The organism is Romboutsia sp. BSD2780061687b_171204_C1 (genome assembly GCF_015560225.1).
GTDB classification, from domain to species: Bacteria; Bacillota; Clostridia; order Peptostreptococcales; family Peptostreptococcaceae; genus Romboutsia_C; species Romboutsia_C hominis.
Window position 1 is genome coordinate 49,298 of sequence record NZ_JADMRK010000003.1, and the last position, 16,258, is coordinate 65,555.

Genomic DNA, 16,258 nt, shown 5'->3' on the forward strand with positions numbered 1-16,258 from the left:
AATTAGATAAAAGAGGATCATTACATATAATAGTCAAAACTTGTTTATTATTAAAATATCATATAAACTATTCATATAAAACCTATTTAAAGTTTATCATAAAAATTATATAAGAGTATATTTATAAATATATATTATCTTAAAATAGAAAATATAAAGTTTATTCATTAGTATATTACATTCAATATTACAACATAATAAAATAAGAGAAAAATGATAAAAGATTTTATCAAATCAATAAATTTGTTTATACATTCTTTAAGAAAAGTGAATTTTTCTATAAATGTTGAAAATTAGGGATTGTAAATATATAATATATAAAGCAATAAAATCTAGCACTTTAAGGAGTGATATTAGTGGAACAGAATTATACGAAGATAGAACATGAATTACCGCTAATTCCACTGAGGGGATTAGCGATATTCCCATATATGATACTAAACTTTGACATAGGAAGAGAAATATCTTTAAAAGCTTTAGACCAAGCTATGTTAGCTGATGAGTTAGTATTCTTAACTTCTCAGAAAGCAGCAGAAGTTGATGAGCCAACAGAAGATGATTTTTATCATGTAGGAACTATATGTAAAGTTAAACAAATGATAAAACTTCCTGGGGATACAGTACGTGTATTAGTAGAAGGAATTTCAAGAGGTAAAATAAAAGAAGTAAGCAATGAAGAAGGGTATTTTAAAGCAACAATAGAGGAAATAGCATACGATGATGAAAATGCAGAAGAAGATATTGAGGTAGAAGCACTTGTAAGAAATGTGTTTGATGCATTTGAAGAGTACATAAACATAGGAAATAGAGTATCACCAGAAATATTAATATCTCTAGGTGAAATAGAAAATGTAGATCGTTTTATAGACACTATAGCTGCTAATATCTATCTAAAACCAGAACAAAAGCAAGAAGTTTTAGAAGAATTTGATATTAAGAAAAGATTAGAATTAATATACAAAACTCTTTTAGAAGAGATAGATATACTTAAAATAGAAAAGAAAATAACTCTAAGAGTTAAAAAGCAAATGAATAAGGTTCAAAAGGAATATTACCTAAGAGAACAATTAAAAGCTATACAAAAAGAATTAGGAGAAGAAGAAGACATAAATTCTGAAGCTGACGAGTATAGAGCAAAGCTTAAGAAAATAAAAGCTCCTAAAGAAACAAAAGAAAAGATATCTAAAGAAATAGATAAGTTTTCTAGAATATCACCAATGTCTCCAGATGTATCAGTTTTAAGAGGGTATTTAGATAATATATTCTCATTACCTTGGAACAATGAAACTAGAGACAAGCTTGATATAGAAAAAGCTAAAGAAATATTAGATAATGAACATTATGGATTAGAAAAAGTAAAAGAAAGAATACTTGAGTATTTAGCTATAAGAACATTATCAAAATCACTAAAAGGACCTATCATATGTTTAGTAGGACCTCCAGGTGTTGGTAAAACATCTATAGCAAAATCGATAGCGAACTCATTAGGAAGAAAATTCGTTAGAATATCTTTAGGTGGAGTTAGAGATGAAGCTGAAATAAGAGGTCATAGAAGAACTTATGTAGCAGCTATACCAGGAAGAATAATAAATGGAATAAAAGAAGCCAAAACTAAAAATCCAGTATTCTTACTAGACGAGATAGATAAAATGTCAGCAGATTATAAGGGAGATCCATCTGCTGCAATGTTAGAAGTTTTAGATCCAGAGCAAAACAAAGATTTTGTGGATCACTACATGGAAGTTCCTTTTGATTTATCAAAAATATTATTTGTTACAACTGCAAATAGCTTAGGAACTATTCCAAGACCTTTATTAGATAGAATGGAAATAATAGAGGTATCTGGATATATAGAAGAGGAAAAGCTTAATATAGCTAATAAATATTTATTACCTAAACAAATAAAAGAACATGGTTTAGCACCTGGTTTTGTTAAAATAAATGAAGAAACTATGAGAGAGATAATAGGATCTTATACTAGAGAAGCAGGGGTAAGAAACCTTGAAAGAACTATAGGTAAAATATGCAGAAAAGCAGCTAAAAAGTATGTAGAAGATAAATCTTTAGAAGAAATAGTTATAAATAAATCTGACCTAGATGATTACTTAGGTAAGAATAAATATAGACATCAATTAGCAGGAACTAAACCAGAAGTAGGTGTTGTAACAGGTCTTGCATGGACGTCTGTTGGAGGAGAAACTCTAACTGTAGAAGTAAATGTTGTAAAAGGTAAAGGCCAAATAGTATTAACTGGTAAACTAGGTGATGTAATGAAAGAATCAGCTAGAACAGGTATATCTTATATAAGATCAATTGCTGACAAATTTGATATAGATCCTGATTTTTACCAAAATAAAGATATACACATACATTTACCAGAAGGTGCAGTACCTAAAGATGGTCCATCAGCAGGTATAACAATGGCTTTAGCTGTTTTATCAGCATTAACAAATATACCAGTAAGAAATGATGTTGCTATGACAGGAGAAATAACTCTTAGAGGAAGAGTTTTAGCTGTAGGTGGAGTTAGAGAAAAACTATTGGCTGCACATAGATCTGGAATAACAAAGGTATTACTTCCAAAAGAGTGTGAAGCTGATTTAGATGAAATACCTGAAAATGTAAAAGAAAAAATGGAATTTGTACTTGTAGACCATATGGACCAAGTATTAGAGCAGGCATTAGTAAGGAATGGTGAAAAGTAATGAAAATTAGAAGTGCAGAAATAACAATGAGTGCAGTAAACAGAGCTCAATACCCAGACGAAGGTATACCAGAAATAGCTTTAGTTGGTAGATCTAACGTTGGAAAATCATCAACAGTAAATACATTATTAAATAGAAGAAATTTTGCTAGAACAAGTCAGACGCCTGGTAAAACTAGAACAATAAACTTCTATCTTATAAACCAAGAATTTTTCTTTGTTGACCTTCCAGGTTACGGATATGCAAAGGTTGCAAAATCTGAAAAAGAAAAATGGGGAACTATAATGGAAAGATATCTAGCTGATAGAGAAGAATTATGTGCAATATTCTTATTAGTAGATATAAGACATGAACCTACAAGTGATGACGTTATGATGTATGAATGGATAAAGCACTTTGGATATAAATGCGTAGTAATAGCTACTAAAGCAGATAAAATAGCTAAAGGTAAATACCAAAAGCATTTTAGTATGATAAGAAAGAAATTACAATTAGATAAAGATGAAAAGATACTTCCTATATCTTCTCTTAAGAAAACTGGAGTAGAAGAAATATGGAAAGAAATAATAAGCCAATACAATGAAGCTGGTTATGAAATAACTGTTGACTAGTATGAAATAGACTATCTCAAAACTGAGATAGTCTATTTTTTTATATTATTTATAGAAAAATAATTTATAAATTTATATTAATTAAAGTAAATATTTTAAAATTAAAAAAATTTAAAAAATTAAAACTAAAATGTCAATTTATATTGATATTTATTAAATTAAATAGTAAAATATGTAAAATAACACGAAATAGAGCAACTTGGGGGTGAAACAATGAGTAACAATAATCAAAAAGGATTAAGAAAGACATTAGGCTTAAGTGCAGCACTTTCTACGGTAGTAGGAATGCTAATAGGTTCGGGAGTATTCTTTAAACCACAAGCCATATATGAATCTACAAATGGAGGAGCAGGTCTAGGACTTTTAGCATGGTTAATAGGGGGACTTATAACTATAGCTGCTGGGCTTACAGCAGCTGAAATATCTTCTAGTATAGTAAAACCAGGTGGATTAATAGTTTATTTAGAAGAAATTTACGGTGAAAAAGTAGGATTTTTAACAGGATGGATGCAATCTATACTATTTATACCTGCAATAACAGCAGCGCTAGGAATTATATTTGCACAAGAAGCAGTGAGCTTATTGAGTTTACAAAGTGACATATATGTAATTTTAATTGCAATAGGAGTAATAGTGCTTATAGCTTTATTAAATTCTCTAGGTGCCAAATTTGGAGGAGGAATACAAACTGTATCTACAATATGTAAGTTAATACCTTTAGCACTTATAGTTATATTTGGATTTATAAAAGGAGAACCATCAACAGATATAATGACACCTCTGGTAGGTGAAAATACGAATATGGTTAGCGCCATATCTCAAGTACTTATAGCAACTTTATTTGCATACGATGGATGGATATATGTGGGAGCATTAGCAGGTGAGATGAAAGATCCAGCTAAGCATTTACCTAAAGCTATAGTAGGCGGAATTTCTTTAGTAATGGGAGTATACATAATTATAAATATAGCATACTTATGTGTTGTTCCAGCATCAGAGATGGCAGCAGTAAGTGCACCAGCTACACTTGTAGCAAGTAAATTATTTGGAGAATCAGGAGCTAAGGTGATAAGTGTAGGTATATTAATATCGGTATTTGGAACATTAAATGGTTTCTTGATGACCGGAGGAAGAATACCTTATATAATGGGATGTGACGGGAGAATACCTTTTTCAAAAACTTTTGCTAAGTTAAATAATAATGGTGTTCCATTAAATGGAATGTGGTTAATAGCTGGGTTAGCAATAATATATTCTTTATCAGGTCAGTTCAATTTCCTATCTGATTTAGCAATATTTACAATATGGATATTCTACACAATGTTATTTGTAGGAGTTATAAAACTTAGAAAAGATAAGCCAAATATGAAGAGATCATATAAAGTACCGTTATATCCAGTAATACCTATAATAGCAATAATAGGAGGAGTATTTATTGTTGTTAGTACATTTATCACTCAAACACAAAATGCTATATTAGGACTTATAATAACATTAGCTGGCTTGCCAATTTATAATATAATTAAAAATAAGAAGATAAAACAAGAAATACAAAATAATGTAGCGTAGTATAAGGAGCCGTCTCAAAATTGAGACGGTTCTATTTTTATTTAAGATTATTTAGTTAGATATAGCTATATTACAAAATTATTAAATAGATATTATAAGTAAATAAGAATATAACTATAAAAAGCATTCATTGAATTTTAATATTAAAAAATGTATTAAAATAATTAGTTATAGACAAAATAATTTTTAAGATAGTAACAAAATAAAATGCAAATTAATATTTTATAAAGTAGAAGAAAAATATGAGGGGGCTAAATCATGGCAGGTAGAGTTAGGAAGTTATTCCCAGGTGGAAATACGGCAAATGGATCATTTAATTTTTTTGATAATATAATACCTCAAAATGTTAATAGAATCTTTTGCTTAAAAGGTGGACCAGGAGTTGGAAAATCATCATTTATGAAAAAAATAGCAAAAGAATTTATTGAAAAAGGGTATGATGTAGAGCTACACTACTGTCCATCAGATCCAAGCTCTTTAGATGGGGTTGTGATACTTAAATTAGGAGTAGTTCTGCTAGATGCAACTGCACCGCATATTGTAGACCCAAAAGACCCTGGTGCTATAGATGAAATATTAAATTTTGGTGAATATTGGGATGTAGAAAAATTAGAAAAAAATAAAGATACTATTGTAGAATGTGGAAAAGATATAAGTAACTCATTTAAAAGAGCATATAAGTATTTAAAAGCTGCTGAGCCAATTTATTATGATATAGAAGAAAAGTATAGAGATTGCATGGACTTTGGTCAAGTAAATCTAAAAATAGAGCATTTTATACACGATATATTTAAAGATTCTAGTAGTACTGGTATTTATAAATCACCAAGACATTTATTTGGAACAGCTATAACACCAGTCGGACATTTAGATTATGCAGATAGTATATTAAGTCAAGTTAATAAGGTATATCACTTGAAAGGTAATATAGGAACAGGTAAAACTACGTTTTTACGAAATATATGTGATAAAGCCATTCAAAAGGGAATGAATGTGGAAATTTTTCATTATCCACTTATTAAGGATAAGATTGAAACTGTAATAATAAAAGATTTAGATATAGGTATAACCGTAAGTAATTTATTTGAAGGTAAGAATACTATAAATTTAAATGCTTACCTAGATGAAGAAAAATTAGAAAAATATATAGAAGAAATTAAGTTTGATAAAAAAGTATTTGATGAGCTATTAAATTATGCTATATCAAACTTAAAAAAGGCTAAGGCAAAGCATGATATTATAGAAGCATACTATGTGCCTAATATGAACTTTGATAAAATGGAAGAGTTAAAAGAAGAGATAATAAATAGAATTTTGAAGTATGAAGAATAATAAAAAAAGAGAAAGGCACAACGTGTCTTTCTCTTTTTTTATTAGAATTAAACTACATATTATTTAATATACTTAGAACTCTAAAGAGTTATTAAAAATATGGATGATATTATTAGAAATTAAATAACATAAAAATTAATTTATAGGGAGTATAGTTGTATGAAAGACAAATATATGTTGATAATATTAACTAGTATATATTAATAAGTAGCATGATGGCGATACTAATTAGAGAGTATCAAATTGGAAAAATTAATTATCAAGGTAAATTTGAGTATATAGGAGGTAAATAAAATAAACCTAAATAAAATTGAGAGTATATCTTTAAAAAATAAAATAATTAGAAACAAATACAAAGTGTTTAATATGAAACATAAACACATACAAAATGATCTAAAAGAAGAAGTTCTAAAAAGACCAGAAGAAGAATTGTACATAGGAAATAATATAAATTTAAATGAAACTTATGCAAGAGACATTTTTAAAAGTATATTAGACAAAGCTATAATAAAAAATGCTAGTGATATACACATAGAACCATTTAAAGAGCATATAATAGTTAGGTTAAGGATAGATGGATTCTTAGTAGAAGATATAAAAATAGAATATGAAGTATATCAACAACTATTAGTAGTAATAAAATTAGATACATTTATGAATATAACTGAAAAAAGATTACCTCAAGATGGTAGACTTGCCATTGAGGTAAAAGGTCAAGTGATTGATATTAGAGCATCAACTCTACCAACTGTTTATGGTGAAAAAATTGTTTTAAGAATATTAAATAGAAAGTCATTTCTAAAAAGAAAAGAAGAACTTGGATTTTCTAATAAAGCTATAGATAAGATAGAAAGTATTATAAATAAAAAGTCAGGGATATTATTAGTAACAGGATCAACAGGAAGTGGAAAAACCACAACAGTATACTCTATAATAAATGATTTAAAATGCACAAGTAAAAACATAGTGACTATAGAGGATCCTGTAGAGTACAAAATAGAAGGAGTAAACCAGATACAAGTAAATAATAAAGTAGGCTTGAGTTTTGAAAATGGATTAAGGTCTATATTAAGACAAGACCCAGATATAATTATAGTTGGAGAAATAAGAGATATAGAAACAGCAAAAATAGCAATAAAAGCAGCTACTACAGGCCATTTAGTGATAAGTACTATACATACTAAAGATGCAGTATCTGCCATATCTAGATTATTAGATATGGAAATACCACAATATTTGATAAGTGCATCTCTAATAGGAATTATATCTCAAAAGCTCATAAGAAAAGTATGTACCACTTGTATTATGCAGAAGGAAGTAATTGAATTAAACCAAACTAATGAGAAACATACAAATAGGGAGTGCGAAGAATGTAATGGATTGGGCTATAAAGGAAGAACTGCTATTTATGAAATACTAGAAATAGATAATGATATAAGAAAAGATATACAAAATATGCAAGATTATAACACCATAAAAGATACTGCAATAAAAAATGGCATGATAACATTTGAAGAAAGTGCAAAAGATTTAATCGATAATAATATAACTACTGAAGAAGAATACATAAGTTCAGAAATAGGTATTTAAAATTATAATTTATACAATAAACGAGGAGAAAATGGATTCTAATATATATGAGGATTTTACTGAAAGTAAAGTAGTAAATAATAAAAATAAAAAGTTAAAAGAGAAATCATACAAATTAAAAGATAGAGAATTAAAAGATTTATGCAATGAAATGGGTATATTATTAGATTCAGGATGTCATATAATAAATGCATTTGAATTAATAAGAAATCAATCAAGCCCAAAGATAAGAAGAGTCATAAATAAAATAATACAAGATATACAAAAAGGTAATTCTATAAGTCAATCATTTCAAAATACAAATTCATTTTCAATGTTTTTTATAAGTACTATAAGAGCAGGTGAAGTTACTGGAAAGTTAGAATATGCTATGAATAATCTAGCTAAGTATTATGACAATCAATATAAGTCCAAGTCTAGGATAAAAAATATGTTGATATACCCAGCATTTGTTTGTATATCATTTTTAATCTCTGTAATAGTTGCAATAACTATGATAATACCAAATTTTGAATCTATTTTCATAGTAAATGATATAGATATTCCAGTATTAACAAAGGTACTTATAAATTTAGGAAAATTCTTCAGAAATAACTTTAGTACAATAATATTTGGTTTATTATCAATAGTATCTGGGATATTTTATTTATATAAATATACTTACACATTTAAAGCTATACTATATATAGTAGCATTAAGATTGCCAATAATAAGAGGTATAATAGAATTATTAGTGGCTAGTAGATTTTGTTCAACACTAAGGCTATTAATAGAAAGTGGTATACAGATAACTGAGGCAGTAGAAATATCTGCAAGAGTTATTGATAATAAATATATTTATAAAAAAATTTTAATTTCAATAGATCATATCAACAAAGGGAATAGTATTTCATATTCAATAAGCTTATCAAATATATTTCCAAAATCGCTCATAAGTATAATAAAAATAGGAGAAGAAAGTGGGCGATTAGATAGATGTTTAAAATCTAGCGAAGATCTATATACAAGCAAACTAAGTACAAAAATAGAGAAAGTAATCAAATCTATAGAACCTACAATAATAGTCATAATAGGTATTTTTGTGGGGGTATTTGCTATAGCAATGATAACTCCTATGTTTGATTTATCAAGTTCATTTTAAGAGGTGAAATTATGATTAATAAAAAAAGCAAAAAGAAGCAAGGATTCACACTAGTAGAAATGGTTATAGTTATAACTATTTTAGGAATATTATCTGGGATAGGATTTCTGAAGTTTGGAGAAGTTCAGCAGACGGCAAAAATTAATGCCGATAAGGTAGCAGCATCAGGTTTAGTTACGGCTACAAATTTAGCCATACAAAGTGGAGAAATTGAAATAAATAAAATAAATAATGAGACCGACATTATCCAAGAGTTAGTAACAAAAGGATTTATTACAGTAGCTCCAAGACCACAGAGTAAAGATAAAGAATCTAGTTTTAAGGTTGAAATATCTGAGAAGGGAGACGTATCAGTTTTAATTGATAAAGAACCTTTTTATCCAGAAAAAGAATCTTAAAAAATAGAATACAAAATAAAAAATAAGAACTATCTATAAATTTAGATAGTTTTTTTGTATATTAGGATAGATTTTGAAAAGAAAAACATATTTTAAGAAAGGATAGTGTATATATACAAAGTCTTATAAGATATTTAATAGTATTAAGTATAAAAATGACAAAATAAATATGAAGGAATATTTAAAAAATCTGTAGAAACACTATATATATCCAAAGGTCAATTTTATATACCAAAACTTAACAGTATACATAAATTTAATAAAATAATATGATATTTATAGAATCATTTAATAAAAAATGGTATAATAATAAATTGTACTTTAATCTAATATAAAAATGAAGGAGTGACAGTCACATTGTTAGGGAGAAATGAGTTATGCCCTTGTGGAAGTGGCAAAAAATATAAAAAATGCTGTTTAAATAAAGATGTTGTTATGGAGAGAGCTGAGAGAAAAGTTAGTTCTACACAAAAACAATATTCACAATTATATACAAGAATACAGGAATTTGCTAAACAAGATAAATTTAAAGAAGAATGTGAAAAAGCTAAGGAAATGTTCTATATAGTTGAGGATGAAGCAACTAATGAAAAATTCGAAAGATTCTTCAACACTTATTTTATCCAAGACCACATAATGGAAAATAAGAAAGTAATGACAGTTGAATTTTATGAAGAAAATAGAGATAACTTAACAACTCAAGATGTTGAAGTGTTAAGAAGCTTATTTGAATCTTACGTAAGCGTATATGAAGTTACAGAAATATTAGAAGGTAAAATAGTATTAAAAGACTGTTTAACTGAGAGAGAAATTTCAACAGAAGACATCAACTTATTAAAAGACTTTAAAGTTGGAAGTTGCATGATAGCTAGAATAGTTGAAATAGAAGGAACTAGTATACTAATAGATGTAACTATAAGCATATCTAATGCAGTTAAGGATGTAATATGCAATGATGTTAGATATCTATTCAATCAATATGAAGATCTATATAAAGATATGAAGACATTCTTAATACATCATACACACATATTATATAAGTATATGCAACAATTACTTGATCCAAGTATAGCAGAATATTTAAAAGAACAAAAAGAATCAAAAATGAAAAAAGTACAAGAAGAAGTAGCTTTAACTTCTGAAGATGGACAAGAAGATGATTGTAAAGTATGTTCTGTTCTTAGACAAAATGTTGAAGCTGAGCATATAGATGCTTGTGTATCATTCTGGAAAGAGTATACAAAAACAAACTCAGATGTCAAAGGATCTGAAAATGGATGGGCAGCTGCTGTTGAATACCACATAAAGAAAAATGCTGGTGAAAGTATAACACAAGCTCAAATATCTAAGAAGTATGAAATAAGCCCTAGTACATTAGGAAAAAGATATAAAGATCTTAAAGTATCTTAATAAAAAGTATAAACTAAAATTTTAGGAATTATATTTAAATATAATTCCTAAAATTTTATCCAAAAATATAAATATATCTGTATAAATTTTATATTTTTTATTAAAAAAAGGTTTTAATATGTTCAAATAATGTATAAAATAAAGATATAAAATATACAGAAAGAGGTACATGTATGAGTCTTAAGTTAGGAAGCGCAATTGCCGTATCAACAAATTACATAAAATCTAATCCAGCAGTTCCTGTGTATAATGGAGAAGAAAATCCAAATAACCTTTATGCGGTTATTTATCATATAGAAATAGGATATAATGAATCTAGTGTTCAAAAAACTAAACAATATATAATAATAGATTATAAGGAATTTGACTTATCTCAAGATAAGAAAAATGAATTAATAGAAATAGGAAAAGAATACTGTAAAAATAAAGGTATATCTGAAAATGATGAATTACAAATAGCTCTTTTAGATGATAATGAAGAAGCTGAAATATTCTTAGAAAAAATATTCAACAATATGAAGGTTATAAGAGGACTTATAACTAAAAAGGACTAACAATATGAATTTAGCAGGTATAGAAGAAATAACACCTTTTGAAGGTGTAACAGAATTTAAAATTTATAAATACGACGATAGAATAGACTTAAGTGATAAAGAACAATTTATATGTGATCTAAAATTAGTTAGTATTAAAGTTAATCCTATTTATGTAGAGAAAATAGGTAAATCAATGGATATGTTAGCTTTAGTGAAAAATGTAAACCCCAAATTAGATAAATCAAGTATAAAAGAAGATATTAAAGCGTTTATATTAGATGAAATTTGGGAAGAAAGTCTAAAAAAAGAGAATATAGATGTAATATTTATAGAAAGCTAGGTATATACCCTAGCTTTTATATTGTTTAATGTATTTTTAGATATAAAGAAAAATACAAAATATTAAAACTTAAATAGGAGGAAAGTTATGTTAAGAGTATCTAATTTAAAAATAAGCATAAATGAAGATATATTAGTATTAAAGAAACTTATATTAAAAAAATTGAAAATAAAAGAAAAAGACCTTATAAAGTACACTATATATAAAGAATCTATAGATGCAAGAAGAGGGAAGATTGATTTTGTGTACACTGTAGATGTAGAGGTTAAAAATGAAGATAAATTAATAAAAGCTAATATAAAAGATGTAATAAAATTAAAAGAGACAAGATATATAGGAGTTCAAACAGGAGAAGTAAAATTAAAGCATAGACCTGTAATAATAGGTAGCGGTCCAGCTGGATTATTTGCAGCACTTTTATTAGCACAAAGAGGATATAATCCACTTCTTTTAGAAAGAGGGTTAGACGTAGACCAAAGAACTAAAGATATATATAATTTTTGGACTAACAGAAAGTTTAAAAATAATTCTAATGTACAATTTGGGGAAGGTGGAGCAGGAACTTTCTCAGATGGTAAGCTTACTACAAGGATAAAAGATATAAGATGTAGAAAAGTTCTAGAAGAACTTGTTAATTTTGGTTCTCCAAACGAAATATTATACTCTCATAAGCCACATGTAGGGACAGATATATTAAAGGGTGTAGTTAAGAATATAAGAAATGAAATAATAAGACTTGGCGGAGAAGTTAAGTTTGATGCTAAGGTTACAGATATTGAAATTGAAAATGGAGAGATAAAATCAGTAGTAGTAAATGATGTGGAAAAAATAGAATCAGAAGTTATAATACTTGCAATAGGTCATAGTGCAAGAGATACTTATAAAATGTTAAATAAAAGAGGTGTAAAAATAATTCAAAAACCTTTTGCTATAGGAGCGAGAATTGAGCATCCTCAGGAATTGATAAATAAGTCTCAGTACAAAGAGTATTATAATCATCCTAGATTAGGTGCAGCAGACTATAGACTTATAGATCACGCATCAAATGGTAGAACTGCATATACATTCTGTATGTGCCCAGGAGGTACTGTAATAGCCTCAGCATCTAATGAATTTGAAGTAGTAACAAATGGTATGAGTGAGCATGCAAGAGATCAGGTAAATGCAAATAGTGCTTTCTTAGTAAATGTGCTTCCTGAAGACTTTGGAAGTGATGATCCATTAGCAGGAGTATATTTCCAGGAGAAATATGAAAGACTAGCTTATGAATTAGGTGGAAAAAATTATAATGCTCCAGCTCAACTTGTAGGAGATTTTTTAAATGATAAAGTATCTACATCATTAGGTAGTATAGAACCATCATATAAACCAGGAATAGAGTTTGTCGACTTAAGAGAATGCCTTCCGGAGTTCGTAACTACAACTATGAAAGAATCATTAATTTCTTTAGATAAAAGATTAAATGGATTTGCTATGCATGATGCAGTTTTAACAGGTGTGGAAACTAGATCATCAGCTCCTATAAGAATAGTTAGAGATGAGGAAACTTTAGAGTCTGTAAATGTTAAAAATCTATATCCATGTGGAGAAGGCGCAGGATATGCAGGTGGTATAGTTACAGCTGCAGTAGATGGAATAAAGTGTGCAGAAAAAATTATAATGAAATATTCAAATATATAAGTAAAAATACTATGAACTAATTCAATTCTAGTTCATAGTATTTTTTTATAGATAAATAGAATTTATTATAAATTATGGTTAAAATTTTAACGATTGATAATTATTAAACTGTAAAATTATTAAAAAAATACATAAATATAATAGTATAAATAATGAATAAATAGAAATTATACTAAGATTGTAAAATATGATTATAATATGTATATGAATAAATAATTTACTTGTTATTTTTTTATTAATGTAATCTATATTTTATGTTATAATTTCATTATACTAAAAAAAGAAGAGAGGTACGTTTATGGGAACTATAAAGTTTGATTATAGTAAGGCATTAGGTTTTTTTAAACAACATGAAATCGATTGTATGCAAACGTATGTAGATGCAGCACACCGTATGATACATGAAAAAACTGGTTTAGGAAATGATTTTTTAGGATGGGTAGAACTTCCAAATAATTATGATAAAGAAGAGTTTTCTAGAATAAAAAAAGCAGCCGACAAGATAACGTCAGATTCAGATGTATTGCTAGTTATAGGTATAGGGGGTTCTTACCTTGGAGCTAGAGCAGCAATTGAAATGGTAAGTCATTCTTTTAGAAACAATTTAGAAAGAGAAGATAGAAAATCTCCTCAAATATATTATGTAGGGAATAATATAAGTTCAACATATATGATGGACTTATTAGATGTTATAAAAGATAAAGATGTATCTATAAATGTAATATCTAAATCAGGTACAACAACAGAGCCTGCTATTGCATTTAGAATATTTAAAGATTTCTTAGAAAAGAAATATGGAAAAGAAGAAGCAAGTAAAAGAATATATGCAACAACAGATGCTAAAAAAGGTGCTTTAAGACAATTAGCAAATGAAGAAGGATACGAGACATTTATAATACCTGATGATGTGGGTGGTCGTTTCTCTGTATTAACACCAGTAGGATTATTACCTATAGCTTGTGCAGGTCTTGATATAGATGCAATGATGAAGGGTGCTCAAGATGCATCACAAGAGTTTAAAGCATCAGATTTAAAAACTAACTACAGTTATCAGTATGCAGTTGTCAGAAATATTTTACATAGAAAAGGCAAAGATGTAGAAATGCTAGTTAACTATGAGCCACAATTACATTATGTAGCTGAGTGGTGGAAGCAATTATATGGAGAAAGTGAAGGAAAAGATAACAAAGGAATATTCCCAGCATCAGTAGACTTTTCAACAGATTTACACTCAATGGGTCAATATATTCAAGAAGGAAAAAGAATATTATTTGAAACTGTTCTTAATGTAGAAAAGTCAAAGAGAAATATAACTATAGAAGAAGCTGATGTAGATTTAGATGGATTAAATTATCTGGCAGGTAAAACAGTGGACTTCGTTAATAAAAAAGCGTTTGAAGGTACAATGCTTGCTCATACAGATGGACAAGTTCCTAACTTAATAATAAATATACCTCAATTAGATGAATATAACTTTGGATATCTTGTTTACTTCTTTGAAAAGGCATGTGCATTAAGTGGATACTTATTAGGGGTAAATCCATTTAATCAACCAGGAGTTGAAGCATATAAGAAAAATATGTTTGCTCTTTTAGGCAAGCCAGGATTTGAAAAAGAAAAAGAAGAATTAGAAAAAAGACTTTAATCAGTTAAGGTTAAGTTAAGAATATAGTAATATAATAAAATCATCAGTAAATAGTTATCTATCTACTGATGATTTCTTTTTATCTATTGAATCGAAAGTATATAGGTATTAAGAATATTATAGAGTTAAAAGTATAAACAATATAAAGTAAGTAAAAACTAAATATTATGATTAATATATGGGAGGTATTTATATGTCAAATAAGAAAGGCATAGGATTGATAGTAATAGTTTGTATAATAACTGGGGTATTAAGTAGTTTATTCACAGTAGTATTGATGAAAAATAACTTAGTAAGTTCAACAAAAGAAAATTCTACACAAATAGTTGTGAATAATAAGGGGAAAAGTCAAAATGTGTATCATGCCGTAACTGATAAAGCAATGCCATCAGTAGTAGGAATTACAACAACAACGATAGATAATAATAATATTTTTGCTATACCTACACAAAGCCAAGGGGTTGGTACAGGTGTAATAGTTGATGCAAATGGATACATATTAACAAATTCGCATGTTGTTTCAGATGGTAAAGCATCAGATGTTAATGTACTTTTCAATGATGGATCTACATCACAAGGAAAAGTATTATGGAATGACTCTAATTTAGATTTAGCAATGGTTAAGGTAGATAAAAAAGGGTTAACTCCAGCAGAATTAGGAAATAGTGATGATGTTAGAACTGGAGATATATCAATAGCTATAGGTAATCCATTAGGTCTTGAGTTCCAAAAGAGTGTTACACAAGGTATAATAAGTGGATTAGATAGAACTATCAAAACAGAAAAATCTAACATGACAGGGCTTATGCAAACAGATGCTAGTATAAATCCAGGAAATAGTGGAGGACCATTATTAAATGAAAAAGGTCAAGTAATAGGTATAAACACAGCTAAGGCATCACAGGCAGAAGGTTTAGGATTTGCAATACCTATAAATACAGCAAAACCAATAGTAGAACAAATAATAAAAAATGGTAACTTTGAAAAAGTTACTTTAGGAATAAGTGGAGCAGACTTACAAATGTTTGAAGCATCAACAGGAACTGATTTAGCAGCAGAAGATGGCGTATATGTAGTAGAAGTTATGGACAACAGTGCAGCTAAAAAGGCAGGTATACAAGCAGGAGATGTTATCGTTAAAGTTGGAAATGATAAAGTAAGTACAATGTCAGATTTAAATAAAGCTTTATATCAATATTCTTTAGGGGATAAATCTGAAATTACAGTAAATAGAGGTGGAAAAGAAGTAAAATTACAAGTTAATTTTTAATAAATAAAGGGTGAATCTAAGATTCACCCTT

The 16,258-nt window shown here is 27.9% G+C and carries 13 protein-coding genes; all 13 read left to right on the forward strand.

Features of this window, described 5'->3' with window-relative positions:
* The first annotated feature begins 356 nt into the window (after positions 1-356).
* The 13 genes from lon to htrA all read left to right on the forward strand — a co-directional run bounded on the left by lon (position 357) and on the right by htrA (position 16,227).
* Positions 357-2,705, forward strand: coding sequence for an endopeptidase La (gene lon / locus I2H23_RS08040; protein ID WP_195581458.1), 2,349 nt, complete (start codon positions 357-359; stop codon positions 2,703-2,705).
* Entirely contained in the window at positions 2,705-3,316 is a 612-nt protein-coding gene (yihA, locus tag I2H23_RS08045; protein ID WP_166504697.1) for a ribosome biogenesis GTP-binding protein YihA/YsxC, read from the forward strand. Before lon ends, yihA begins: the two co-directional genes overlap by 1 nt.
* Before the next feature lie 213 nt (positions 3,317-3,529).
* Positions 3,530-4,885, forward strand: coding sequence for an APC family permease (locus I2H23_RS08050; RefSeq protein WP_195581459.1), 1,356 nt, complete (start codon positions 3,530-3,532; stop codon positions 4,883-4,885).
* Positions 4,886-5,143: 258 nt separating this feature from the next.
* A complete protein-coding gene (locus I2H23_RS08055; protein WP_195581460.1) occupies positions 5,144-6,217 on the forward strand; it encodes a PRK06851 family protein in 1,074 nt (357 codons plus the stop codon).
* A 366-nt stretch (positions 6,218-6,583) separates the two neighbouring features.
* The gene (locus tag I2H23_RS08060) at positions 6,584-7,807 is read left to right on the forward strand and encodes a GspE/PulE family protein (protein WP_195581461.1); all 1,224 of its coding nucleotides are present in this window, start codon (positions 6,584-6,586) and stop codon (positions 7,805-7,807) included.
* Positions 7,808-7,838: 31 nt separating this feature from the next.
* Positions 7,839-8,948: a type II secretion system F family protein gene (locus I2H23_RS08065; RefSeq protein WP_092922386.1), complete on the forward strand. Its 1,110-nt coding sequence runs from the start codon at positions 7,839-7,841 to the stop codon at positions 8,946-8,948.
* 11 nt (positions 8,949-8,959) lie between these two features.
* On the forward strand, positions 8,960-9,346 hold the full coding sequence (locus I2H23_RS08070) for a prepilin-type N-terminal cleavage/methylation domain-containing protein (RefSeq protein ID WP_092922389.1): 387 nt from the start codon (positions 8,960-8,962) through the stop codon (positions 9,344-9,346).
* 357 nt (positions 9,347-9,703) lie between these two features.
* A complete protein-coding gene (locus I2H23_RS08075; RefSeq protein ID WP_166504698.1) occupies positions 9,704-10,756 on the forward strand; it encodes a YecA family protein in 1,053 nt (350 codons plus the stop codon).
* A gap of 173 nt (positions 10,757-10,929) precedes the next feature.
* On the forward strand, positions 10,930-11,310 hold the full coding sequence (locus tag I2H23_RS08080; RefSeq protein ID WP_092922396.1) for a hypothetical protein: 381 nt from the start codon (positions 10,930-10,932) through the stop codon (positions 11,308-11,310).
* A gap of 4 nt (positions 11,311-11,314) precedes the next feature.
* Positions 11,315-11,632, forward strand: coding sequence for a hypothetical protein (locus I2H23_RS08085; protein WP_092922399.1), 318 nt, complete (start codon positions 11,315-11,317; stop codon positions 11,630-11,632).
* Between the two features lie 87 nt (positions 11,633-11,719).
* Entirely contained in the window at positions 11,720-13,312 is a 1,593-nt protein-coding gene (locus tag I2H23_RS08090; RefSeq protein WP_092922402.1) for an NAD(P)/FAD-dependent oxidoreductase, read from the forward strand.
* A 298-nt stretch (positions 13,313-13,610) separates the two neighbouring features.
* The gene (locus I2H23_RS08095; RefSeq protein WP_092922405.1) at positions 13,611-14,957 is read left to right on the forward strand and encodes a glucose-6-phosphate isomerase; all 1,347 of its coding nucleotides are present in this window, start codon (positions 13,611-13,613) and stop codon (positions 14,955-14,957) included.
* 193 nt (positions 14,958-15,150) lie between these two features.
* The gene (htrA, locus tag I2H23_RS08100; protein WP_092922408.1) at positions 15,151-16,227 is read left to right on the forward strand and encodes a serine protease HtrA; all 1,077 of its coding nucleotides are present in this window, start codon (positions 15,151-15,153) and stop codon (positions 16,225-16,227) included.
* Positions 16,228-16,258: the final 31 nt, after the last annotated feature.

Bases quoted from the DNA above. Each gene is read 5' to 3' on its own strand.
- I2H23_RS08095 (WP_092922405.1), top strand. From the start codon at position 13,611: ATGGGAACTATAAAGTTTGATTATAGTAAGGCATTAGGTTTTTTTAAA.
- I2H23_RS08085 (WP_092922399.1), top strand. From the start codon at position 11,315: ATGAATTTAGCAGGTATAGAAGAAATAACACCTTTTGAAGGTGTAACA.
- I2H23_RS08065 (WP_092922386.1), top strand. From the start codon at position 7,839: ATGGATTCTAATATATATGAGGATTTTACTGAAAGTAAAGTAGTAAAT.
- I2H23_RS08080 (WP_092922396.1), top strand. From the start codon at position 10,930: ATGAGTCTTAAGTTAGGAAGCGCAATTGCCGTATCAACAAATTACATA.
- I2H23_RS08090 (WP_092922402.1), top strand. From the start codon at position 11,720: ATGTTAAGAGTATCTAATTTAAAAATAAGCATAAATGAAGATATATTA.
- htrA (WP_092922408.1), top strand. From the start codon at position 15,151: ATGTCAAATAAGAAAGGCATAGGATTGATAGTAATAGTTTGTATAATA.
- yihA (WP_166504697.1), top strand. From the start codon at position 2,705: ATGAAAATTAGAAGTGCAGAAATAACAATGAGTGCAGTAAACAGAGCT.
- I2H23_RS08060 (WP_195581461.1), top strand. From the start codon at position 6,584: ATGAAACATAAACACATACAAAATGATCTAAAAGAAGAAGTTCTAAAA.
- I2H23_RS08055 (WP_195581460.1), top strand. From the start codon at position 5,144: ATGGCAGGTAGAGTTAGGAAGTTATTCCCAGGTGGAAATACGGCAAAT.
- I2H23_RS08070 (WP_092922389.1), top strand. From the start codon at position 8,960: ATGATTAATAAAAAAAGCAAAAAGAAGCAAGGATTCACACTAGTAGAA.
- I2H23_RS08050 (WP_195581459.1), top strand. From the start codon at position 3,530: ATGAGTAACAATAATCAAAAAGGATTAAGAAAGACATTAGGCTTAAGT.